At 55.8% G+C, this 22,291-nt stretch carries 20 protein-coding genes; 9 read left to right on the forward strand and 11 right to left on the reverse strand.

Features of this window, described 5'->3' with window-relative positions; translation table 11 throughout:
* The first annotated feature begins 30 nt into the window (after positions 1-30).
* The gene (locus ACR42C_RS05255) at positions 31-1,101 is read left to right on the forward strand and encodes a LacI family DNA-binding transcriptional regulator (protein ID WP_479984850.1); all 1,071 of its coding nucleotides are present in this window, start codon (positions 31-33) and stop codon (positions 1,099-1,101) included.
* A 102-nt stretch (positions 1,102-1,203) separates the two neighbouring features.
* Positions 1,204-4,293: a beta-galactosidase gene (locus ACR42C_RS05260; RefSeq protein WP_479984851.1), complete on the forward strand. Its 3,090-nt coding sequence runs from the start codon at positions 1,204-1,206 to the stop codon at positions 4,291-4,293.
* 39 nt (positions 4,294-4,332) lie between these two features.
* Here ACR42C_RS05260 and ACR42C_RS05265 read toward each other — a convergent pair whose 3' ends face one another.
* Positions 4,333-5,148 (reverse strand): nickel/cobalt efflux protein RcnA, encoded by an 816-nt coding sequence (locus ACR42C_RS05265; RefSeq protein ID WP_479984852.1) that lies wholly within the window; start codon positions 5,146-5,148, stop codon positions 4,333-4,335.
* A 133-nt stretch (positions 5,149-5,281) separates the two neighbouring features.
* On the opposite strand from ACR42C_RS05265, the gene ACR42C_RS05270 reads away from it, so the two are divergent.
* Entirely contained in the window at positions 5,282-5,554 is a 273-nt protein-coding gene (locus ACR42C_RS05270; RefSeq protein ID WP_116341576.1) for a metal-sensing transcriptional repressor, read from the forward strand.
* On the opposite strand, the gene ACR42C_RS05275 is transcribed toward ACR42C_RS05270, so the two are convergent.
* Positions 5,547-7,112, reverse strand: a complete 1,566-nt coding sequence (locus ACR42C_RS05275) for an EAL domain-containing protein (protein ID WP_316380345.1) — start codon at positions 7,110-7,112, stop codon at positions 5,547-5,549. The two genes, ACR42C_RS05270 and ACR42C_RS05275, sit on opposite strands and share 8 nt — an antisense overlap.
* Before the next feature lie 220 nt (positions 7,113-7,332).
* Here ACR42C_RS05275 and ACR42C_RS05280 point away from each other — a divergent pair, with 220 nt between their 5' ends.
* Both ACR42C_RS05280 and ykgO read left to right on the forward strand, forming a co-directional pair.
* On the forward strand, positions 7,333-7,593 hold the full coding sequence (locus ACR42C_RS05280) for a type B 50S ribosomal protein L31 (RefSeq protein ID WP_006176933.1): 261 nt from the start codon (positions 7,333-7,335) through the stop codon (positions 7,591-7,593).
* A 2-nt stretch (positions 7,594-7,595) separates the two neighbouring features.
* Positions 7,596-7,736: a type B 50S ribosomal protein L36 gene (gene ykgO, locus ACR42C_RS05285; RefSeq protein ID WP_003859006.1), complete on the forward strand. Its 141-nt coding sequence runs from the start codon at positions 7,596-7,598 to the stop codon at positions 7,734-7,736.
* Here the strand turns inward: ykgO and ACR42C_RS05290 are convergent.
* On the reverse strand, positions 7,733-8,443 hold the full coding sequence (locus tag ACR42C_RS05290; RefSeq protein ID WP_316380346.1) for a GNAT family N-acetyltransferase: 711 nt from the start codon (positions 8,441-8,443) through the stop codon (positions 7,733-7,735). The genes ykgO and ACR42C_RS05290 overlap by 4 nt on opposite strands.
* A 101-nt stretch (positions 8,444-8,544) precedes the next feature.
* Between ACR42C_RS05290 and pdxR the strand changes: the two genes are divergently transcribed.
* Entirely contained in the window at positions 8,545-10,005 is a 1,461-nt protein-coding gene (gene pdxR / locus ACR42C_RS05295) for a MocR-like pyridoxine biosynthesis transcription factor PdxR (RefSeq protein WP_316380347.1), read from the forward strand.
* Here the strand turns inward: pdxR and ACR42C_RS05300 are convergent.
* The 6 genes from ACR42C_RS05300 to acrA form a co-directional block, all read right to left on the reverse strand.
* A complete protein-coding gene (locus ACR42C_RS05300) occupies positions 9,977-10,444 on the reverse strand; it encodes a YlaC family protein (RefSeq protein ID WP_116341568.1) in 468 nt (155 codons plus the stop codon). The two genes, pdxR and ACR42C_RS05300, sit on opposite strands and share 29 nt — an antisense overlap.
* A gap of 118 nt (positions 10,445-10,562) precedes the next feature.
* A complete protein-coding gene (gene maa / locus ACR42C_RS05305; protein ID WP_163330441.1) occupies positions 10,563-11,114 on the reverse strand; it encodes a maltose O-acetyltransferase in 552 nt (183 codons plus the stop codon).
* A gap of 209 nt (positions 11,115-11,323) precedes the next feature.
* Positions 11,324-11,542, reverse strand: a complete 219-nt coding sequence (locus ACR42C_RS05310) for an HHA domain-containing protein (RefSeq protein ID WP_479984853.1) — start codon at positions 11,540-11,542, stop codon at positions 11,324-11,326.
* A 27-nt stretch (positions 11,543-11,569) separates the two neighbouring features.
* Positions 11,570-11,944 carry an Hha toxicity modulator TomB gene (gene tomB, locus ACR42C_RS05315; RefSeq protein ID WP_479984854.1) on the reverse strand — a complete coding sequence of 125 codons (375 nt, stop codon included), beginning with the start codon at positions 11,942-11,944 and terminating at the stop codon, positions 11,570-11,572.
* 510 nt (positions 11,945-12,454) lie between these two features.
* Positions 12,455-15,601: a multidrug efflux RND transporter permease subunit AcrB gene (acrB, locus tag ACR42C_RS05320; RefSeq protein WP_061099017.1), complete on the reverse strand. Its 3,147-nt coding sequence runs from the start codon at positions 15,599-15,601 to the stop codon at positions 12,455-12,457.
* A gap of 22 nt (positions 15,602-15,623) precedes the next feature.
* The gene (acrA, locus tag ACR42C_RS05325; RefSeq protein WP_061099016.1) at positions 15,624-16,817 is read right to left on the reverse strand and encodes a multidrug efflux RND transporter periplasmic adaptor subunit AcrA; all 1,194 of its coding nucleotides are present in this window, start codon (positions 16,815-16,817) and stop codon (positions 15,624-15,626) included.
* A gap of 140 nt (positions 16,818-16,957) precedes the next feature.
* Here acrA and acrR point away from each other — a divergent pair, with 140 nt between their 5' ends.
* Together acrR and mscK are read left to right on the forward strand one after the other, a co-directional pair.
* The gene (gene acrR / locus ACR42C_RS05330) at positions 16,958-17,611 is read left to right on the forward strand and encodes a multidrug efflux transporter transcriptional repressor AcrR (RefSeq protein WP_116341564.1); all 654 of its coding nucleotides are present in this window, start codon (positions 16,958-16,960) and stop codon (positions 17,609-17,611) included.
* Between the two features lie 112 nt (positions 17,612-17,723).
* Positions 17,724-21,092 (forward strand): mechanosensitive channel MscK, encoded by a 3,369-nt coding sequence (gene mscK, locus ACR42C_RS05335; RefSeq protein WP_166710290.1) that lies wholly within the window; start codon positions 17,724-17,726, stop codon positions 21,090-21,092.
* 51 nt (positions 21,093-21,143) lie between these two features.
* Here mscK and rsmS read toward each other — a convergent pair whose 3' ends face one another.
* Entirely contained in the window at positions 21,144-21,314 is a 171-nt protein-coding gene (gene rsmS / locus ACR42C_RS05340; RefSeq protein ID WP_479984855.1) for a pleiotropic regulatory protein RsmS, read from the reverse strand.
* Between the two features lie 14 nt (positions 21,315-21,328).
* Positions 21,329-21,856: a primosomal replication protein N'' gene (priC, locus tag ACR42C_RS05345; RefSeq protein ID WP_316380351.1), complete on the reverse strand. Its 528-nt coding sequence runs from the start codon at positions 21,854-21,856 to the stop codon at positions 21,329-21,331.
* A 50-nt stretch (positions 21,857-21,906) separates the two neighbouring features.
* On the opposite strand from priC, the gene ACR42C_RS05350 reads away from it, so the two are divergent.
* Entirely contained in the window at positions 21,907-22,284 is a 378-nt protein-coding gene (locus ACR42C_RS05350; protein WP_116341556.1) for a DUF454 family protein, read from the forward strand.
* The last annotated feature ends 7 nt before the right edge of the window (positions 22,285-22,291 follow it).

The raw sequence follows: 22,291 nt of genomic DNA on the forward strand, positions 1-22,291 counted from the left end.
GACGCTTCGAAAATAGCGATGCCGGAACGCATGAAAGCAATCACTCTCTATGATGTTGCCCTCCTTGCGGGGGTTTCTTATCAGACCGTTTCCCGCGTGATTAACGACGCGGAGCACGTCTCTGCCCGCACGCGGGAAAAGGTGCAGCAGGCGATGGCGGAGCTGCATTACGTCCCCAACCTGCGGGCGCAGCAGCTGGCGGGTAAACGCACCCGTACGCTGGGCCTCATCACCACCGATCTGGCGCTGCATGCGCCCTCGCAAATTGTGTCGGCGGTAAAATCCCGGGCTGCAGAGCAGGGGGCGAGCGTCCTGATTTCCATGGTGGAACAGCCGCATCAGTGCCAGGCCGCGCTTCAGGCGCTGCTGGCGCAGCGGGTAGACGCGCTGCTGGTAAATGTGCCGCTTGACGATCCGCTCGCCGAAGAGCTCATGGCGCTGGCGACGCCTGTCCCGGTGCTGTTCCTCGACGTGTCGCCGTCAGCACAGGTAAATAGCCTCGTGTTTAACGCCGGGGAAGGGGCGCGCCTGGGCGTTGAACATCTGCTTTCGCTGGGGCATCGGCATATTGCCCTGCTGAGCGGGCCGGAAAGCTCGGTTTCCGCGCGCGCGCGTCTGGCGGGGTGGAAAGCAACGCTGGCACAGGCGGGTCTTGACGCGGTTGCGGTGGCTTACGGAGACTGGAGTGCGGCCAGCGGCTATGAGAAGGGACACGTGCTGCTCTCGGGGGCGGTATTACCGGATGCCATTCTGGTGGCGAACGATCAGATGGCGCTTGGGGTGATGCGCGCCTGTGCGGAAAAAGGGATCGCTGTTCCCGGTCAGATATCGGTGGTCGGGTTTGACGATACGGCCGACAGCGCCTGGTTTTCCCCACCGCTGACGACCATTCGTCAGGCGTTTCGCGAGGCGGGCGAGCGCAGTGTGGAGTGGCTGCTGGGCCCCTCCGGGGACGAGGAATGCTGGCAGGTTCAGCTGCCGGTGACGCTGGTGACCCGCCACTCCTGCGCGCGCCGCACCCCGAAGCAGGCCGAACGAGAGGATCTGGCGCAGCAGCTCAGAAGCCTGGCACTCCTTGCCGAGCAGCTTGCCCGCAAATAAAACTTTGTGATCGGACTCGCTACCCCGCGATTCAACGCTTTACCGTCGCCGGGCGCCAGGGCATGTTAACCAAAATTGTGAGCGCTTCGCAAAGAGGTTAATATGCCCAACACTTTATCGCTGACTCTCAGCGCCATTCTGGCCCGACGGGACTGGGAAAACCCGGGCGTCACCCAGTGGAACCGTCTGGAGGCACATGCGCCGTTACACAGCTGGCGTCTTGAACAGCCTGCCCGGGAGGATGCTGCATCTGCCAGCAGGCGCTCCCTCAATGGGGTGTGGCGATTTAACTACTTTACTGCACCCGAGCAAATCCCGGAGGCATGGATAACCGAAGATTGCGCAGACGCCGTTGCGATGCCCGTGCCGTCGAACTGGCAGATGCAGGGGTTTGATACGCCAATCTACACCAACGTCACCTATCCCATCCCCGTTAATCCCCCTTTTGTGCCGCAAGAAAACCCAACTGGTTGTTACTCGCTCACATTCAATGTGGATGACGCGTGGCTTCAGAGCGGGCAGACCCGCATCATCTTTGACGGCGTGAACTCGGCGTTTCATCTGTGGTGCAACGGGCGGTGGATGGGCTATTCCCAGGACAGTAGGCTGCCTGCCGAATTCGATCTCTCAGCGGTCCTGCGGCCCGGTGAGAACCGCCTGGCGGTCATGGTGTTACGCTGGTGCGACGGCAGCTATCTGGAAGATCAGGACATGTGGCGCATGAGCGGCATTTTCCGCGACGTGACGCTGCTGCATAAACCCGAAACGCAGATTGCTGATTATCACGTGGTGACGGATCTGAATGCAGAGCTGGACCGCGCGGTGCTGAAGGCTGAAGTCGCGCTGGCAGGGACTGGCTTTGCAGACTGCGAGGTGATCTTTACCCTGTGGCGCAAGGGTGAAAAATGCGCCAGCGTTTCCCGGTGTCCGGGGTCTGACATTGTGGACGAGCGCGGCAGCTGGGCCGAGCGCTTAACGGTGGCGATCCCCGTCGACCACCCCGCGCTCTGGAGCGCTGAAACGCCGGAACTGTATCGTCTGACGATAGCGCTCCTTAATCCGCGGGGTGAGGTGCTGGAGGTTGAGGCCTGCGATGTGGGCTTCCGCCGCGTTGACATCAGCAATGGCCTGCTGAAGCTTAACGGTAAACCGCTGCTGATCCGGGGGGTTAACCGGCACGAGCATCACCCGGAAAACGGTCAGGTGATGGACGAAGCGACCATGCGTCGTGATATCGAAATCATGAAGCAGCACAACTTCAATGCCGTGCGCTGCTCCCACTATCCGAACCATCCCCTGTGGTACCGGCTTTGCGATCGCTACGGGCTGTACGTCGTTGACGAAGCCAATATCGAAACGCACGGCATGGTGCCGATGAGCCGCCTGGCTGACGATCCGCGCTGGCTGCCCGCCATGAGCGAGCGCGTTACCCGCATGGTGCAGCGCGATCGTAATCACCCCTCAATTATCATCTGGTCCCTGGGCAACGAGTCCGGCCACGGCGCGAATCACGATGCGCTGTACCGCTGGCTGAAAGCCACCGATCCAACGCGGCCTGTGCAGTACGAAGGCGGTGGGGCCAATACGGCGGCGACCGACATTGTCTGCCCGATGTACGCTCGGGTCGATTGGGATCAGCCCTTCCCGGCGGTGCCTAAATGGTCAATCAAGAAATGGATCGGCATGCCGGACGAGACACGTCCGCTGATCCTCTGTGAATACGCCCACGCGATGGGAAACAGCTTTGGTGGGTTCGCGAAATACTGGCAGGCGTTTCGCAGCCATCCTCGCCTGCAGGGTGGGTTTGTCTGGGACTGGGTCGATCAGGCCCTGACGAAGCAAGACGAAGAGGGCAACGCGTTCTGGGCGTACGGCGGAGACTTTGGCGATCAGCCGAACGATCGACAGTTCTGCCTCAATGGGCTGGTATTCCCCGATCGCACGCCGCACCCGGCGCTGTACGAGGCGCAGCGCGCCCAGCAGTTCTTTACCTTTACGCTGGTCAGCACCTCTCCGCTGGCGATCGAGGTGCAAAGCGGCTATCTGTTCCGTCACAGCGATAACGAAGTGCTGAGGTGGACGGTTGCCCGGGACGGGGACGTGCTCGCTGCGGACGAGGTGACGCTAGCGATGGCGCCGGAAGGTATCCAGCGTCTGGAGTTCGACCTGCCGGAGCTGAAGGACGAGCCGGGTGAAATCTGGCTGAACGTTGAGATTCGCCAGCCGCGGGCAACGCCGTGGTCACCGGCAGGCCATCGATGCGCGTGGGAGCAGTGGCCGCTTCCGGCTCCACTCTTTATTGCTCCGCCAGCTCCGGCGGGCGAGCCGCCGGTGTTAACGCAAAGCGATCGCATCCTGGAGATCACGCATCGTCAACAGCGCTGGCAGTTCGATCGCGCCTCCGGATACCTGACTCAATGGTGGCGAAATGGCGTTGAAACGCTGCTTTCCCCCGTGTCGGATAACGTCTGCCGCGCGCCGCTGGACAACGACATTGGCGTGAGCGAAGCGACGCGCATCGATCCGAACGCGTGGGTGGAACGCTGGAAAGCGGCGGGCATGTACGATCTCACATCGCGCGTTCTGCACTGTGAGGCAGAGCAGCACGCAGGCGAAGTGGTGGTGAGAACTCAGCATGTCCTGGAGCATCGCGGCAAGGCGCTGTTCCTGAGCCGTAAAATCTGGCGGGTGGACGAGCAGGGGATTCTGCATGGCGATATTCAGGTCGATATGGCGTCTGATATACCTGAACCTGCGCGCATTGGCCTGAGCGTTCATCTCGCTGAAGCGCCGGAAAAGGTTGACTGGCTGGGGCTGGGGCCGCATGAAAACTACCCGGACAGAAAGCTGGCGGCGCAGCAGGGGCGCTGGGTATTGCCCCTGGAGGCCATGCACACGCCGTATATCTTCCCGACGGAAAACGGTTTGCGCTGCGATACCCGGAAGCTTCTGCTGGGACCGCACCAGCTGAACGGCCGGTTCCATTTCTCGGTGAGCCGCTACGACCAGCAGCAGCTTCGTGAGACAACCCATCATCATCTGCTGCGGGAAGAGCCAGGGTGCTGGCTCAATCTCGATGCGTTCCATATGGGCGTGGGCGGCGATGACTCCTGGAGCCCCAGCGTCTCGCCGGAATTCATCCTGCAGACGCGCCAGCTTCGTTATACCTTTAGCTGGCAGCAGAACCCTTAACTGACCATTCAGATGCGGCCACATGGCGTGGCCGCAGGCTTACGCCAGAATGCCGCTCAGGCCATGTAGGCTCATGTAAATCCCTACCACGATAATTAGCGCCGCGGAGATCCACGGCGCTTTGCGGGAAAGTTCGCTAAATCCGGGCCAGCGTTTTGTCGCGTGCTTAAGACTTAAGGCGGCAATCGCGCCGGAAGCGACCAGCGTTAACGCCAGACCGATACTGAAGCTGAATACCAGCGTCGCGCCGAGCGCAAAATGCTTCAACTGCAGGCAGATTAGCAGAACGGTGATGGATGCCGGGCAGGGGATAAGCCCGCCGGTCAGGCCAAACATCGCGATCTGTCCCGTCGTCACGTTTTGCCCGTTAAAACGTCGATTAATATCCTGCGCGTGCGCGCGCTGGTGGGCATCCTGCCACTCCTCTTCAACCAGCGGGTGTGAGTGGTGATGGTGATGATCATGATGGTGATGATCATGATGGTGGTCATGATCGTGATGATGATCGTGCGGCTGGCTCTCTTTCCAGGTTCGCCACGCCATCCACAGGGCGATCGCAACGATCAACACCCCGGAGATCAGCTGGAACCAGGGTTCGGACGTATGTGCGTCCCAGCCGCGGCCAAACCATAATCCCGCCATGGCAATGATCCAGACCACCGCCGTATGGGAAAGCGTTGCCGCCAGACCGAGCAGCACCGCCTGCTTCAGCGTGCCGCGGATAGCCACGATAAAGGCAGCCATCATTGTTTTTGAGTGGCCCGGCTCCAGGCCATGCAGCGCACCGAGCAGGATAGCGCTGGGAACAAACAGCCAGGCATTACCCTGCTGCAGGAGTGAAGCAAAATCGTTCATTGAAATTTCCGGTGTGGAAAGCGTGCGCAAATAGTACTCCCCCCCAGTAGAGTAATACTACCCCCCAGTAGAAAAATACTCAGGGGGAGTAGAGCGTGATATGCTTTAAAAGCCAAAACAGAGGGAGACAGAGATGTCACATACCGTTCGCGACAAGAAGATGTTATTGACTCGCCTGAAGAAAATTCAGGGGCAGAGCACCGCGCTGGAAAAAATGCTCAACAGCGATCACGAATGTGCCGACGTGCTACAGCAGCTGGCGGCGATCCGTGGAGCGGTCAATGGCATGATGATGCAGGTGATTGAAGGGCACCTTACCGATCATGTCGTGAAAGAGCCTGAAGAGGCGCAGCGTGAAGCCGATCTTGGCGTTGTGCTGCAGGTGATCAAATCCTATCTTAAGTAGAGCGCGTGGCGAGGTTGTTTTCTGCCCAAAGAATAAATTCCGTCTTTGGCAGCGCCTTACTGTAGAACCATCCCTGCCCGTACTGCACGCCATGGCGGTGCAGCCAGGTGAGCTGCCCTTCGGTCTCCACGCCTTCCGCCACCATCGCCAGCTGCAGCGATTTCGCCATTTCGATAATGTGCGGCGTTACGTTTTTGTACTCCAGCGCATCCACGAACGATTTATCAATTTTTAGCGTGTCGACATCAAGATCCTGCAGATAGCTGAGGCTGGAATAGCCCGTGCCGAAATCATCAATGTAGACAGGGTGGCCCGAACGGCGAAACGCGGCGATAGCCGGCGCGCTGATTTTGGGGTCAGCAAAGCCACGCTCGGTTAACTCAAGGGCGATTTGTCTGGGGTGAATCTGCCACTTATTCAGTAGCTGGCTCAGTAAAAGCGGCAGGTTACTGGAGGTCAAATCGGCCGGGGCGAGGTTGATGGAGATATGCTGATCGGGGTGGAGCTGCAGCCAGTGGCCCATATCTTCAAACACTTTTTCCACGACTAACTGCGTCAGCTGCGAGATGAGGCCGGTTTGTTCAGCAAGCGGCACAAAAATATCAGGCGAGAGACTGCTTCCGTCTGGCTGGGGCCAGCGCGCCAGTGCCTCTGCGCCGACAATTTTGCCGCTACACAGCGCCACAATGGGCTGATAGTGAACTACAAAATCGCGGCTGTTAATGGCGTCAAGCAGGCGATTGCGTGGCGACTGGATGCGTCGCAGGATCCGCAGGACAAACAGTGCCGCAAGCACGCTTATCAGCATGCCAAACGGCAGCCAGAAAAGCAGTTGCCGGTGCCAGGTTTCAGCCAGGGGCTTGAGCGTAGCCCATGCGACGACGGTAAACCCCAACTCAGGGACTGGTTTCATCACATACATCGAACCATTGTACTGAATGCTGGAGATACCCCGATCGTTAACCCGATCGCGGATATGCGGATCAAGCGTGTTACTGCTGGCGAAAATAAGATGCGTTGCGCTTCCCACCAGGGCGGCATCAATGGCAATCGCCCCGAAGGGGATCACATCCACAAGCGAGGCAGGATCGATCAGAACAAGGTAATGACCTTTTCCCAGGACGGCCATGTAGCGGTGAAAACCAAGATCGTTTTGTGCGGTAAGCCACGCGCTGTAACCATCTTCGGTTATCCGCATGGGAGGAGGGTAAGGGACCGCTTTGCTGGCCTGCTCAAGCGAAGAGCAGATTGGGCGGAGATTGTCGATGTAGATCACCTCCTGGATATAGCGCCATGAGAACGCGACCCGACGTATCTCCCTCAAGTGCAGCGGGCTACAGGGGACCCCTTTAAATTCCTGCAGATGATTTAACGCTTCTTTAGCTTGATCCACGACCCTGTCGGTGCGCATCAGCACGCGAGAAGCATAGCTATCCAGCGCATCGACAAATTTCTCTTCCGCCTGGCGATGGGCCAGCCAGATGCTGAGGCAAATGGGAACCAGCACGGAAAAGATAAGTACGCCAGTCACCAGACTGACCAGATGTCGGGTTTTCATACTGTCGTTTCCTTTCTCATATGCCCGAATTCGGGCACTGAGTTCCCTACCTGCAGAGAGATATTTTACCGCGAAATGAAATAGTTATAGCACGTGGGGGCAGGGTTTTCATGTTATCTAAAGCAAATCAGAAAATATCGTCGGAAGAGAGGGGGGTTGTTTTTTCAACATGGCCTGGATATTATTTTGTTATGTTATAACAAAACACATGGGGTTTACGATGAAACCAAACATCCATCCAGCGTATCGCACCGTGGTATTCCACGACACCAGTGCCAATGAATACTTTAAAGTTGGTTCAACCATTAAAACCGACCGCGAAATTGAACTCGACGGTGAAACATATCCGTACATCACCATCGAGGTTTCTTCAAAATCGCATCCGTTTTATACCGGCAAGCAAAAAACGTTCTCCACGGACGGCAGCGCGGCGCGCTTCCGCAAGCGTTTTGGCGGCTTTCTTAATGCGAAGCGGGGCTAACCATGCAGGTGCTTAACTCATTGCGCAGCGCAAAACAGCGTCACCCGGATTGCCAGATAGTCAAACGCAAGGGACGCTTATACGTGATTTGCAAATCCAATCCGCGCTTTAAGGCGGTGCAGGGACGTAAAAAAAGACGCTAAACGCGTGTTTCTCGCCAGCTTTCCAGGGATCTCTTCTGTTTGCCATCGGCAGTAAAATTGTCGGTGGCAAGCCAGCCTTCAAAGGCGCTCGCCAGTGCCGACCACTCTTTGTCGAGAATCGAAAACCAGTCGGTATCCCGGTTACGGCCTTTTATGACCAGCGCCTGGCGAAAGCGCCCTTCAAACTGAAAGCCCAGACGCAGTGCCGCTTTGCGCGAAGGCTCGTTCAGGCTGTTGCACTTCCATTCATATCGCCGATAGCCAAGGGTATCGAGCACGTACCGCATTAGCAGATATTGCGCTTCTGTTGACATGGGCGTACGGCTTAATAGCACGGAGAAGTGAACGTGTCCTACTTCCACAACGCCGTTTTTGGGATCGATCCGCATCAGGGCCAGCGTCCCGACCGGGGCCTGAGTCTGATTATCTATAACCGTAAAGTGCATCGGGTCCGATAACTCACACACGCTTGCCACCCATTCGGCAAACTCCGCGGCCGTGGCATCGGGTTCACGCAGCAGCCACGTCCAGCTGCGGGTGTCTCCGGCCAGAGCATAGGCGGAGAACAACGCTTCGGCATGCTCCACGCGCAGCGGTTCAAGCCGGCAATAACGCCCCTGCAGTACCACCCGGGACGGATGAGGGCGGGGCTGCCAGTTGGTAAGAGCTTCGCCCACAGGTTGTCCAAACTCATTGAATGTCTTCATTTTTATTTCCGTGACGTTGAGAAGAGTTCCAGATTAGAAAATTACTGGTTCCTTAAAAAGAACCACTCGACTATGTTTTAGTGGTACCACAAGGAGATGAAATGAACATACCGGGCGATGAACTTTATACTTTGCTTCACGCTGCGCTGAAAACGCGTGGGGAAGAGACGCTCCAGCGCGCGCTCTATCTCGCTTTGCGGGAGGCCATACTGGGCGGAAGACTTCGCTCCGGGAGCCAGCTGTCCGGCTCGCGAACGTTGGCGCAGCAGCTCTGCGTTTCCCGGAACACCGTCAATGCGGCGCTGGACCAGCTCACGCTTGAAGGCTATTTGCTGCGTAACCGTCAGGGGACGCGGGTGGCGCAATTCGCCCATCGTGCCAGCCGGCGGGTGCTGCCGGATCCTGACGTCCGGCTTGCAAAACGTGTCGCTCAGCTGCCTGAGCCTGTACCGCGCGACACCCCGGTAATGGCGTTTACGCCGGGAACGCCCGCCATCAACTATTTCCCCTTGCCGCTGTGGCGACGATTGTACGATCGCGTCCTGCGGGAGGAGGGGAGCGCTCTGCTGGGCTATGGCGACCCGGCCGGGGAGCCGTCGCTGCGGGCAGCCATTGCCCGCCACCTTGCTCTCTCTCGCGGCATTGACTGTGACGCCAGCCAGATTGTGATAACAGAAGGGGCGCTTGAGGGCGTTAATTTGTGCACGATGCTGTTAAGCGAGCCGGGGGATGTCGCCTGGGTGGAAAACCCTGGCTATAGCGGGGCTAAAAGCGCCTTTGTTAAAACGGGCCTGGCGATGACCGGTATACCGGTGGATGACGAGGGGATGCGCTGGGAAGGGCTGCATGCGCCTTCACCCACGCTGATTTTTACCTCGCCATCGCACCAGTTTCCTTACGGGAGCGTGCTCAGCGCGCGGCGGCGGCTTGCCCTGCTGGAGCTGGCCCGCCAGCACAAGGCGTGGATCATTGAGGACGATTACGACAGCGAGTTCCGTTATGTCGGTGAGCCGGTACCGGCGATGCTGGGAATGGTCAACAACGCGCCCGTTGTGTATCTGGGAACCTTCAGCAAAACGCTGTTTCCGTCTCTCAGAATGGGGTTTATGGTGTTGCCGCCAGCGCTGGCGAAAGCGGCGCGCCCGGCCATCGGCTCGCTGCTGCGCGGCGGGCATCGTGCAGAACAGCGCACCCTGGCGCTGTTTATTGAGGAGGGACACTATGCCCGTCATCTGGCCGCCATGCGTCGCCTTTATCGTAAGCGTTACCGCCAGCTGCGGGAGGTGCTCGGCGCAGAGCTTCATACTCCGCACCGTATTCTGGCCGGTGAAGGCGGTATGCACCTGACGCTGTCGATAGACGGTATTGATGACCAGAGGCTGGTAGAGAAGGCGAGGCCGTTTCAGCTGGCACCCGCGGCACTGAGCGGGTACTACCTGGAGAGGAAGCAGGGGCAAACCGGCCTGGTTTTAGGTTACGGCAACACCTCTGCTTCGCAGTTTGCACCGGGGATCCGACGCCTGCAGGCGTTAATTACGCAGCAGCAGGTCGGGAAAGGGTAAAGACATCATAAAACGAGAGCTGGCCTTTGGTGGCGACCATTTTCTGCAGCTTCTCTTTTTGCACAGTGTCGACAGCCGGAGAGTGCATGATGTTTTCGATTAGCTCCCTGGGCACGAAACGCGTGTTGTACCATTCGCCGTTGTAGCAGACCCGGAAATCGAGCACGTCAATATCTTCGTAACGGTAGCGGGGATTCACGTCGAAAAAGAAAAAGGCGTTAAAGACGACAAACAGCACCACCAGCAGCCAGACGGAGTCCACCAGCGTTTCGGACTTCAGCATTACAATCAGCGTCGCCAGCCAGGCGGCATACATGGCAACAAACAGCCCGGGATGTTTGCGGATAAAGCTAATGCTAAAGCGCGGGCGATTGTCGCGCTTTTCGCGGTGGTTAAGATCGTCGATGGTGGCGGTAAGCAGGCGCTGTATCTCGGTCATTTTTGGCCTTTATGAGAGTTGACAATACAGGGTGTCTGCCAATTTTAGGGGAGCCATCAGGCTGAAAAAAGTAACAGTCTGGTGCTAAAAGACCATAACAGTTGGCTCCCCCGGAGCGTTACAGCGTTTTGATGATTTTTGCCGGGTTGCCGCCCACGACGACGTTAGCCGGGACGTCTTTCGTCACGACGGCACCGGAAGCCACCACCACATTATCGCCAATGGTGACGCCAGGGTTAATGACCGCACGTCCACCAATCCAGACATTATTGCCAATAGTGACGGGCTTACCGAACTCCACGCCGCTGTTACGTTCTTCTGCATCCAGCGGATGGGTTGCCGTATAAATATGTACGCCTGGCGCGAGCATGCAGTTATCGCCAATACGAACAGGGCAGACATCAAGCATCACGCAATCGAAGTTAGCGTAAAAGTCTTTGCCGAGATAAATGTTATATCCATAGTCACAGCGGAAGCTCGGCTCAATATACGCCCCTTCGCTTTGTCCCAGCAGTTCCGCCAGAATGTTCTGGCGTTCTGTTTTTTCGTCAGGCGCGGTGTGGTTATAGCGGTGAATCAGATGGCGTGCCCGCAGCCGGTCGGCTCGTAGCGTCTCATCACCGGGGCGGTAATGTTCACCTGAAATCATCTTCTGTTTTTCTATGCTCATCGGAAACCTCTCTGGATGTTATTCCTGAAGGGTAATCGCAACTGGCAATCAGGGGAACGTTCCCGGAAAGCCGATGTGACCAGAGTCACAACATTGTTGCTGATGAGCGCGTTTAACACGGAGACCTGGCTTTCGCGCAGGGAGCATAACGGGACAGGTGAATACAGCTTATAACGTGGCGTAGAACCTCTACAGACACACTTCAAAGATTAACGAACAAATTTCCACACAGAAGTGGGGATTTTGTCATACAGCTTATTCATCGTCAGCTCTGCAAGGTGATGGTCAGCGGCTGAATAAAATACCGCCAGTTCATTATCAGAAAGCTCGTATTTATTCTTTTCAATGACGCGTTCAAGGGTATCAATTGACTGGCAACGTCGTAAGCGCATCAAATAATCGATCTTTGTGAGTGGTTTATCAGACATAAATTCACCTTAGTAATTGTAATAATTTTAACAGGAAAGACTAACCGGGTTAGCTCTGCTCACGTTGACGAAACAGCGGAATAGCCGGTTTCCCGATTTACGCCATTTTTGCAAATCCTGGGCGTTAATGCCGTAACTGCTGAACAACGTAAAGGTGTCGTCCAGGTATTCATCAATTTGCTCAATGAGCTTATTATCTTCATTGTACTTAATTTTATAATTAAGTGCGAAGGTAGCAATATGCTCTATCAGCTCATTCAACTGTAAATTGATGGCAGACGTTGGGTCGTTTACCCAGCCATGGTTGCTTTCATCAAGATTGGCAAGGCAGTCATGGTACAAGGATTCGCAGAGAAATTTCAACTGCGCGATATCATGCCTTTTTGGCGAGTACTCGTCCATAGCGCATCCCCTTCTGAGTGATTTCTTACTCACCGAACATCATTGTCGGGATGGATACAACTGACTTAGCTACATGAGTGCTGTGTTCCTGATAACCTAACTATAAGCCACTCCTTCCTGGATTTCACCGCGCTATTACGAAAAATTACAAATAAAACCGCAGGCTGCGAGCGTCTACGCAAATGTTCATCCGGAACCGGACGTTTTTATCCTGATTAACGATTGTTTTTTTCGCTTCCTTACGTTTCATCGGCTTAGCGTACGGTCAGAAGAAAAGTTCAGAACTGGCGTTTTGTTTGTCTGAACTTTTAATTAGGAATATTCCTAACAACTTAAGCGGGGAAATAGATTTAGAAAAATTCTGAATTCACCGATTAAGTTATCAGTTAATTATGATATGCCTGATTAAGATGGCAGAAAATAAATAGGACCTCAATAAGCTTATTTTATGATTTATTCTGAAAATGAAAAAGGCCGCAAATGCGGCCTTTTTATTATATGAAACCGGTATCAGTGAGGTTCTACCGAATGACTATGCTCAACATCTTCATTCTTACGGCTGAAGCGGCGGCGAACCACCACGAAGAACACCGGGACGAAGAAGATAGCCAGTACGGTCGCGGTGATCATACCGCCCATTACACCTGTACCTACCGCGTTCTGCGCACCGGAGCCCGCACCGGAGCTGATAACCAGCGGCATTACGCCGAGGATGAACGCCAGAGAGGTCATCAGGATTGGACGCAGACGCATACGCACCGCTTCAAGCGTCGCCTCGATAAGCCCTTTGCCTTCTTTCTCCATCAGATCTTTGGCGAATTCAACGATAAGTATCGCATTCTTCGCCGACAAGCCAATGGTTGTCAGCAGGCCTACCTGGAAGTATACGTCGTTGGTCAATCCGCGGAACGTTGCGGCAAGCAGCGCACCGATAACCCCGAGTGGAACCACCAGCATAACGGAGAACGGAATTGACCAGCTCTCGTACAGTGCCGCCAGACACAGGAAGACCACAATCAGTGAAATGGCGTACAGGGCAGGGGCCTGGTTACCGGACAGACGTTCCTGATAGGACATACCGGTCCAGTCATAGCCGATACCCGCAGGCAGTTTGCTTGCCAGCTCTTCCATCAGGTTCATGGCTTCACCGGTGCTTCGGCCCGGCGCGGCCTGACCCAGGATTTCCATCGACGGCAGACCGTTGTAACGTTCCAGACGCGGTGAACCGTATTCCCAGCGCGACGTCGAGAAGGCTGAGAACGGCACCATCTGGCCATTGCTGCCGCGAACGTACCAGTTGTTAATATCGTTCGGCAGCATACGGTACTGCGCTTCTGACATCACGTACACTTTCTTCACGCGACCGCGGTCGATGAAGTCGTTGACGTAGCTACCGCCCCAGGCCGCACCCAGCGTGGTATTGATGTCGCTGATGGACACGCCCAGCGCCTGCGCTTTCTCCTGATCGATATCGATCTTGTACTGCGGCGTATCTTCCAGGCCGTTTGGACGTACGCCAACCAGCAGGTCAGGGTGTTTAGCCACTTCGCCGAACAGCTGGTTACGCGCCTGCGTCAGTTTCTCGTGACCCAGACCGCCCTGGTCGATCAGCTGGAAGTCGAAACCGGTTGCCGTACCCAGTTCAACAATCGCTGGCAGGTTAAAGGCGAAGACCATCGCATCTTTAATCTGCGAGAAGGTGCCCATGGCACGGCCCGTGATCGCTTCAACTTTATTCTCATCGCCCGGACGATCCGCCCAGTCTTTCAGAGAAACGAAGGCGATACCGGTGTTCTGACCACGACCCGCAAAGCCAAAGCCGTTAACCGCAAACACGGATTCAACGTTCGCTTTCTCTTTGGTGAGGTAGTAGTCCGTCACTTCATCCAGCACTTTCTGGGTACGCTCTTGCGACGCCCCTGCCGGAAGCTGCGCCATCGTCAGGAACACGCCCTGGTCTTCATCTGGCAGGAACGAGCTTGGCAGACGAACGAACAGGAAAGCCATCCCCACAACGATGATGATATAGAGCAACAGATAACGACCGGTGCTGCGCAGGATATTGCCCACGCTGTCGGTGTAGTGGTGCGTGCTCTTATCAAACATGCGGTTAAACCAGCCGAAGAACCCTTTATGCTCGCCGTGACCGCCTTTCTGAACTGGCTTCAGCATGGTGGCACACAGCGCTGGCGTCAGGATCAACGCCACCAGTACCGACAGCGCCATCGCGGAAACGATGGTAATGGAGAACTGGCGGTAAATCGCACCCGTAGAGCCCCCGAAGAAGGCCATCGGAATAAATACCGCGGACAGCACCATCGCGATACCCACCAGCGCGCCCTGGATCTGGCCCATAGATTTACGGGTGGCTTCCTTCGGTGGCAAACCTTCTTCCGCCATCACGCGCTCGACGTTCTCTACTACCACGATGGCGTCATCCACCAGCAGGCCGATGGCGAGCACCATCCCGAACATCGTCAGGGTGTTTATCGAGAACCCAAAGGCTGCAAGGATGGCAAAGGTCCCCAGCAGAACGACCGGCACGGCGATGGTTGGGATCAGCGTCGCGCGGAAGTTTTGCAGGAACAGATACATCACCAGGAACACCAGGATGATCGCTTCTACCAGCGTTTTAACCACTTCGTGAATCGAAATTTTAACGAAAGGCGTAGTGTCATACGGATAAACGATTTTCAGACCTGACGGGAAGAACGGTTCCATCTTCTTCAGTTCCGCACGGATCGCCGTCGCGGTGTCCAGGGCGTTCGCGCCCGTCGCCAGTTTGATACCCAGGCCAGAGGCCGGTTTACCGTTAAACTTCGCGATGATGTCGTAGTTCTCACCACCCAGCTCAACCTTGGCCACGTCGCGCAGACGAACCTGCGAACCGTCCTGGTTCACCTTCAGCAGAATTTTGCTGAACTCATCGGCGGAGGTCAGACGGGTTTGCGCGATAATGGACGCGTTAAGCTGCTGACCTTTCACTGGCGGCGTACCGCCTAACTGACCGGCTGCCACCTGGGCGTTCTGCGCTTTAATCGCGTTAATCACGTCAACCGGCGTCAGCTGGAAGTTGTTCAGTTTGTTCGGATCCATCCAGATACGCATCGCGTACTGGGAACCGAACAGCTGAACGTCACCCACACCGGACGTACGGCTGATGGCGTCCTTCATGTTGGCGCCCACGTAGTCGGAAATATCCTCCTGCGTCATAGTGCCGTTGGTGTTGATAACGCCGACAACCATCAGGAAGCTGCTGGACGATTTCTCGACGCTCACACCCTGCTGTTGCACTTCCTGCGGCAGAAGAGGCATCGCCAGCTGCAGTTTGTTCTGCACCTGAACCTGCGCAATGTCCGCATCTGTACCGGATTCAAAGGTCAGGGTAATCTGAACCGTACCGGTGGAGTCACTGTTTGAGGACATGTACATCAGGTTATCGATACCGTTCATGTTCTGTTCGATAACCTGAGTTACGGTATCCTGCACCGTTTTCGCATCAGCCCCCGGGTAGGTTGCGGAGATCGTCACCGCCGGTGGCGCAATCGTTGGATATTGCGCAACAGGCAGCTTCAGGATCGCAAGTCCCCCGGCCAGCATGATGATAATGGCGATCACCCACGCAAATATGGGGCGATCGATAAAGAAATTAGGCATGTCTTAACGGCTCCTGTTTAAGTTAAGACTTGGTTTGTTCTGACTGGCCAGCGGCCGAAGCTTGTTGTTTATCGTCAGATGTCACTTCCTGTGCTTTTACCTGCGCGCCAGGACGTACTTTTTGCAAACCAGTAACAATCACGCGATCGCCATCTTTCAGACCTTCCGTCACCAGCCATTTATCGCCAATCGCCTGAGTGGCGGTGATATTGCGCGTTTCGACTTTGTTATCTGCCCCGACAACCAGTGCGCTTGCATCGCCGCGTGGCGTACGGGTCACACCCTGCTGTGGAACCAGAAGTGCGGTTGGATTCGTTCCTTCTTCCAGACGCGCGCGAACGAACATACCTGGCAGCAGATTTTTGTCAGGGTTCGGGAAAATCGCACGTAAGGTGATGGAACCGGTGGTCTGGTCGACCGTCACGTCGGAGAATTCCAGAGTACCTTCCTGCGGGAACTTGATACCGTCGTTGGTAACCAGCTCCACTTTGGCTTTGCCGTTTTCCTGTTTCAGGGTGCCGTTAGCCAGCTCCTGTTTCAGGCGCAGGAAATCATTGCTGGACTGCGTCACGTCAACATAGATCGGATCGAGCTGCTGCACGGTTGCCAGTGCAGTGGTCTGACCGTTCTGTACCAGTGCCCCTTCCGTCACGGAAGATTTACCAATACGTCCGCTGATAGGGGAGGTCACTTTGGTATAGGCCAGGTTGATGCGGGCGGTTTCGACTGCCGCTTTGGCTGCTACCACGGCTGCGTTAGCCTGCTGGGCATCAGCCAGGGCGGTATCGTAATCCTGTTGGCTGATGTACTTCGTGCCGAGCAGTTTCTGGTAGCGGTTCAGCGTCAGCTGGGCAATTTTTGCCGCGGCTTGTGCTTTAGCCAGGTCACCTTTCGCGCTTTCATAAGAAGCCTGATAGGTCGCGGGATCAATCTGATACAGAGACTCACCGGCCTGCACATCGCCGCCTTCGGTAAAGTTACGCTTCAGGATAATGCCGCTAACCTGAGGACGAACTTCCGCAATGCGGTAAGCGCTAGTACGGCCTGGTAATTCGGTGGTGATCTGCAGAGGTTCAGATTTGAGTGTCACAACGCCGACTTCTGGCGCCTGCTGAGCTCCTTGTTGAGCCGGTTTGTCGTCACATCCTGTAAGCGCTAAGCTGCCTGAGAGCATCAGAACGACCGCCAGAGGCGTTAACCCTCTGTTTTTGTTCATATGTAAACCTCGAGTGTCCGATTTCAAATTGATCAAGGGTCCTGAGTCTAAAACCCATTGCTGCGTTTATATTATCGTCATGCTATGGTACATACATTCACAAATGTATGTAAATCTAACTCCTGTAAATTCACTCACCTATGGCACGAAAAACTAAACAACAAGCGCTGGAAACCCGACAACACATTCTGGATGTGGCGATACGTTTGTTCTCTCAGCAGGGTGTTTCTTCAACCTCGCTGGCGCAAATTGCTCAGGCCGCTGGTGTGACGCGGGGAGCGATTTACTGGCATTTTAAAGACAAGTCAGATCTGTTCAGTGAAATCTGGGAGCTTTCAGAGTCCAGCATTAGCGATCTCGAGAGTGAGTATCGGGCAAAATTCCCTGACGATCCACTCTCAGTATTGAGAGAAATATTAGTATATATCCTTGAAGCAACGGTAGTTGAAGAGCGTCGCAGATTAATGATGGAAATTATTTTTCATAAATGCGAGTTCGTGGGCGAAATGGCGGTGGTGCAACAGGCGCAGCGCAGCCTCAGCCTGGAGAGCTATGACCGGATTGAACAGAACCTGAATCTGTGTATGCAGGCAAAACTGTTACCAGCCAGTCTGCTGACCCGCCGGGCGGCTGTCCTGATGCGCAGCTACATTTCAGGGCTCATGGAAAACTGGCTGTTTGCGCCGCAGTCCTTTGACCTCAAAGAGGAAGCCCGCAGCTACGTGGCGATTTTACTGGAAATGCTACAGCTCTGCCCCACGCTGCGCGGCGACGCGCCTTCGTTATCTGCCTGAGTCATTCCAGGATTTATCTTAGAGGGGAATGTTCGCGCTATTCTGCTTCCGGCGAGCGTGATATTCTTCACGCCGGACTATTTTCGGTCATCTGCTGACATCATTCACAACTATGCTGCCCATCAATCGCTCGCAACATCCTGTATTTGCATTGCTCTTTGCTATGCTGTTTTTCTTCTCCACTGCGCCGCTGACCTGGGCTCGCGCAGATAACAGCACTGATATTCCCTCGCGCAGTGAAATTCAGTCGCAGCTCGACACTCTGAATAAACAAAAAGAGCTCTCTCCTCAGGAGAAACTCACCCAGCAGGATCTAACGGAAACGCTGGAAAATATTGATAAGATTGAGCGCGTTAAAGCAGAAACCACCCAACTTCGTCAGAAGGTGGCGCAGGCGCCGGAGAACATGCGTAAGGCCACGGAAGCGCTGAGCGCGCTGAGTGACGTCGATAACGACGACGAAACGCGCAAGACGCTCTCCACGCTCTCTTTACGTCAGCTGGAATCGCGCGTCGCCCAGCTGCTCGACGACCTGCAAACCGCACAGTCCGACCTCGCGACCTACAACAGCCAGCTTGTCTCCCTGCAAACCCAGCCCGAGCGCGTGCAAAATGCGATGTACACCGCGTCTCAGCAACTGCAGCAGATCCGCAACCGACTGAACGGCACGACGGTGGGCGAAGGCACGCTGCGCCCGACGCAGCAAACCCTGCTGCTGGTTCAGCAGTCGTTGCTCAATGCGCAAATCGAACAGCAGCGTAAAAGCCTGGAAGGGAACACGGTGCTGCAGGACACGCTTCAGAAACAGCGTGATTACGTGACGGCGAATATTAATCGCCTTGAACACCAGCTTCAGCTGTTGCAGGAAGCGGTAAATAGCAAACGCCTGACCCTGACGGAAAAAACCGCCCAGGAGGCCGTATCGCCGGACGAAACTGCCCGCATTCAGGCCAACCCGCTGGTGAAACAGGAGCTTGAGGCTAACCATCAGCTCAGCCAGCGCCTGATACTGGCGACGGAAAACGGCAACTCGCTGGTTCAGCAAAATATCAAGGTGAAAAACTGGCTGGATCGCGCGCTGCAGGCGGAACGCAATATTAAAGAGCAGATTGCGGTCCTGAAGGGCAGTCTCCTGCTGTCGCGTATTCTCTACCAGCAGCAGCAGACGCTGCCGTCCGCCGACGAGCTGGAGGACATGACCAACCGCATTGCGGATTTACGTCTGGAACAGTTTGACGTCAACCAGCAGCGCGATGCCCTTTTCCAGAGCGATACCTTCGTCGCCAAAATTGAAGAGGGCCATTCCAGCGACGTGAACCCTGAGGTGCATGACGCGCTGCTCCAGGTGGTGGATATGCGCCGCGAACTGCTGGACCAGCTCAACAAACAGCTGGGCAACCAGCTGATGATGGCGATTAACCTGCAGATCAACCAGCAGCAGCTGGTCAGCGTGTCAAAAAGCCTGCAGGAGATTTTGACGCAGCAGATTTTCTGGGTGAACAGCAACAAGCCGATGGACTGGGACTGGATTAAGTCCTTCCCGGAAACGCTGAAAACGCAGATTAAGAGCATGAAAATCACCGTGAACTGGGAAAAAGCCTGGCCTGCGGTAATGATTGCTTTCCTGGCCGGTTTACCGCTGCTGCTGATCGCCGGTCTTATTCGCTGGCGTTTGAAATGGCTGAAACAGTACCAGGCGAAGCTGGCGTCGGAAGTGGGGCAACTGCGCAACGACAGCCAGCTCCATACGCCAAAAGCGATTCTGATCGATCTCATTCGCGCGCTGCCGGTGTGCCTGATCATTCTGGCCGTGGGGCTGATTCTGCTCACGATGCAGCTTAACGTCAGCGATCTGCTCTGGGCGTTCAGTAAAAAACTGGCGCTGTTCTGGCTGGTATTTGGCGTGTGCTGGAAGGTGCTGGAAAAAGACGGCGTGGCGGTGCGTCACTTCAACATGCCTGCTCAGCTAACCAGCCACTGGCGCCGTCAAATTGTGCGCGTCAGCCTGGCGCTCCTGCCGCTGCACTTCTGGTCGGTTATTTCTGAGCTTTCCCCGCTGCATCTGATGGATGATGTGCTGGGTCAGCTGGTCATTCTGCTGAACCTGCTGCTGATTGCCATCCTGATGTGGCCGATGTGCCGCGACAGCTGGCGCGATAAAGAGTCCCATAATCTTCGTCTGGCCACCGTGACGGTGCTGGCGATCATTCCGCTGGCGCTGATGGTGCTTACGGCAACGGGCTACTTCTACACCACGCTGCGTCTGTCCGGGCGCTGGATCGAGACGGTCTATCTGGTGATCGTCTGGAACCTGCTCTATCAGACCGTGCTGCGCGGCTTAAGCGTTGCGGCCCGCCGCATTGCTTACCGCCGTGCGATAGCGCGTCGTCAGCATCAGGTGAAAGAGGGGGCCGAAGGCGCGGAGCCGCAGGAAGAGCCGACCATCGCGCTGGAGCAGGTTAACCAGCAGACGCTGCGTATCACCATGCTGGTGATGATCGCCCTGTTTGCCGTGATGTTCTGGGCGATCTGGTCTGATTTAATTACGGTCTTCGCCTATCTCGACAGTATTACCCTCTGGCAATACAACGGTACCGAAGCCGGCGCGGCGGTGATGAAAAGCGTCACCATGGGCAGCCTGCTGTTTGCGCTGGTGTCTTCGGTGGTGGCCTGGGCGCTAATTCGCAACCTGCCGGGTCTGCTGGAAGTGCTGGTTCTGTCACGGCTGAACCTGCGCCAGGGGGCGTCATACGCCATCACCACCATCCTGAATTACGTCATCATTATTGTCGGCGCGATGACGGTATTCGGCTCGCTGGGCGTCTCGTGGGATAAACTGCAGTGGCTGGCGGCCGCTCTCTCGGTCGGTCTTGGTTTCGGCCTGCAGGAGATCTTCGGTAACTTCGTCTCCGGCCTGATCATCCTGTTCGAGCGCCCTGTACGAATTGGCGATACCGTTACCATCGGTACCTTCTCCGGTACGGTCAGCAAGATCCGTATTCGTGCCACCACCATCACCGACTTCGATCGTAAAGAGGTGATTATCCCGAACAAAGCGTTCGTGACCGAGCGTCTGATCAACTGGTCGCTCTCGGATACCACCACGCGCGTGGTGATTCGCCTCGGCGTGGCCTACGGTTCCGATCTGGATAAAGTGAAAGAGGTATTGCTAAAAGCCGCTAAATCGCATCCAAAGGTCATGCACGATCCAGCGCCAGACGTGTTCTTCACCACCTTCGGGCCAAGCACGCTGGATCACGAACTGCGTTTATACGTGCGTGAACTGCGCGATCGCAGCTACACCGTGGACGAATTGAACCGCGCGATCGACCGCCTGTGCCGTGAAAACAACATTAACATCGCCTTCAACCAGCTTGAGGTTCACCTGCATAATGAGAAAGGCGATGAGCACACGGAAGTGAAGCGCGAGATTAAGGGAGATGACCCTCACCCAGCCCTCTCCCCGGAGGGGAGAGGGTAAAAAGCGAATCAATGCAGATCTTTCAAACCGTACCTAACGGTCCCCTCTCCCTCAAGGGAGAGGGTTAGGGTGAGGGCAACCGACCTTCACCTTTCCTTCAAAATCCCGCCGCACAATCTCCAGTGCCTTCAGCACCGTCTCCGCCGGGATCTCATGATTCTCCAGCAGCATAATTAAATCGACGGCCAGCTTGACCTCATCGGGTGCATTTTCCAGTGACATAGATGTGGCTCCTGTTAACGGGTCAGGCGTTCAATCACGCGCTCAATTTCATCCAGCGCCTGACGGCAGCGAACGATGCGTCCTTCCAGCGCGCTAATCTCGCGCATCAATAGCTGCTGCTCTTCCAGCGTTTCGCTGTTGTTCAGGCGCGTTTCGCGCTCGCGCTTCATCTCAAACAGGCGACGCTCAAACTCCTGGTTCTCCAGCCGCTTGCGCTGCCATTTTCCGAGCCCAGGCGAGGCGCTGTCCCAGGCGCGCAGCGGCCAGGCGGCGATTTCACGATGCATGGCAGTGATCTGCTCAGTGAGATGCTCTGCGAGCCACTGAGCCTGCTCCAGTTGTTCACTCTCAACCGCGTGACGAAGCTCGTCAAGGTTGGTCTGCGCCTCCGCAAGATAATCCTGAATTAAAGTACTGCGGGTGCGGAACAGCTGACGGTCAAAGCGCGGCTTCACCGTGGCGTGGCCCATCAGCGGCGTGGCCTGAGTCCGCAGTGTTGTTAGCTGATTTTGCAGCGTCTCAAGAAGCAAGACTGTTTTCAAGGCGCTCTCCAGTGGTAAAGTAGCCGTTCAGTTTGATAACGATTCGCATTATGCAGCGTACTATTTTAATCATCATTGGCTGGCTCGCGGTAGTGCTGGGCACGCTGGGCGTGGTTTTGCCCTTGCTGCCTACCACGCCGTTCATCCTGCTGGCGGCCTGGTGCTTCGCCCGGTCGTCGCCGCGTTTTCACCACTGGCTGCTCTACCGCTCGTGGTTTGGCGGTTACCTGCGGCACTGGCAAAAACACCGGGCCATGCCGCCCGGCGCCAAGCCTCGCGCGATCGCGGTGATCCTCATCACCTTCGCAATCTCACTCTGGCTGGTGAAAATGATGTGGGTGCGGATCCTGCTGCTGTTCATCCTGACCTGCCTGCTGATCTTCATGTGGCGGATCCCCGTGGTTGATGAAAAGCAACAAAAGCACTGAAGCCTCA

Source organism: Enterobacter sp. MG-EB028 (assembly GCF_056673305.1).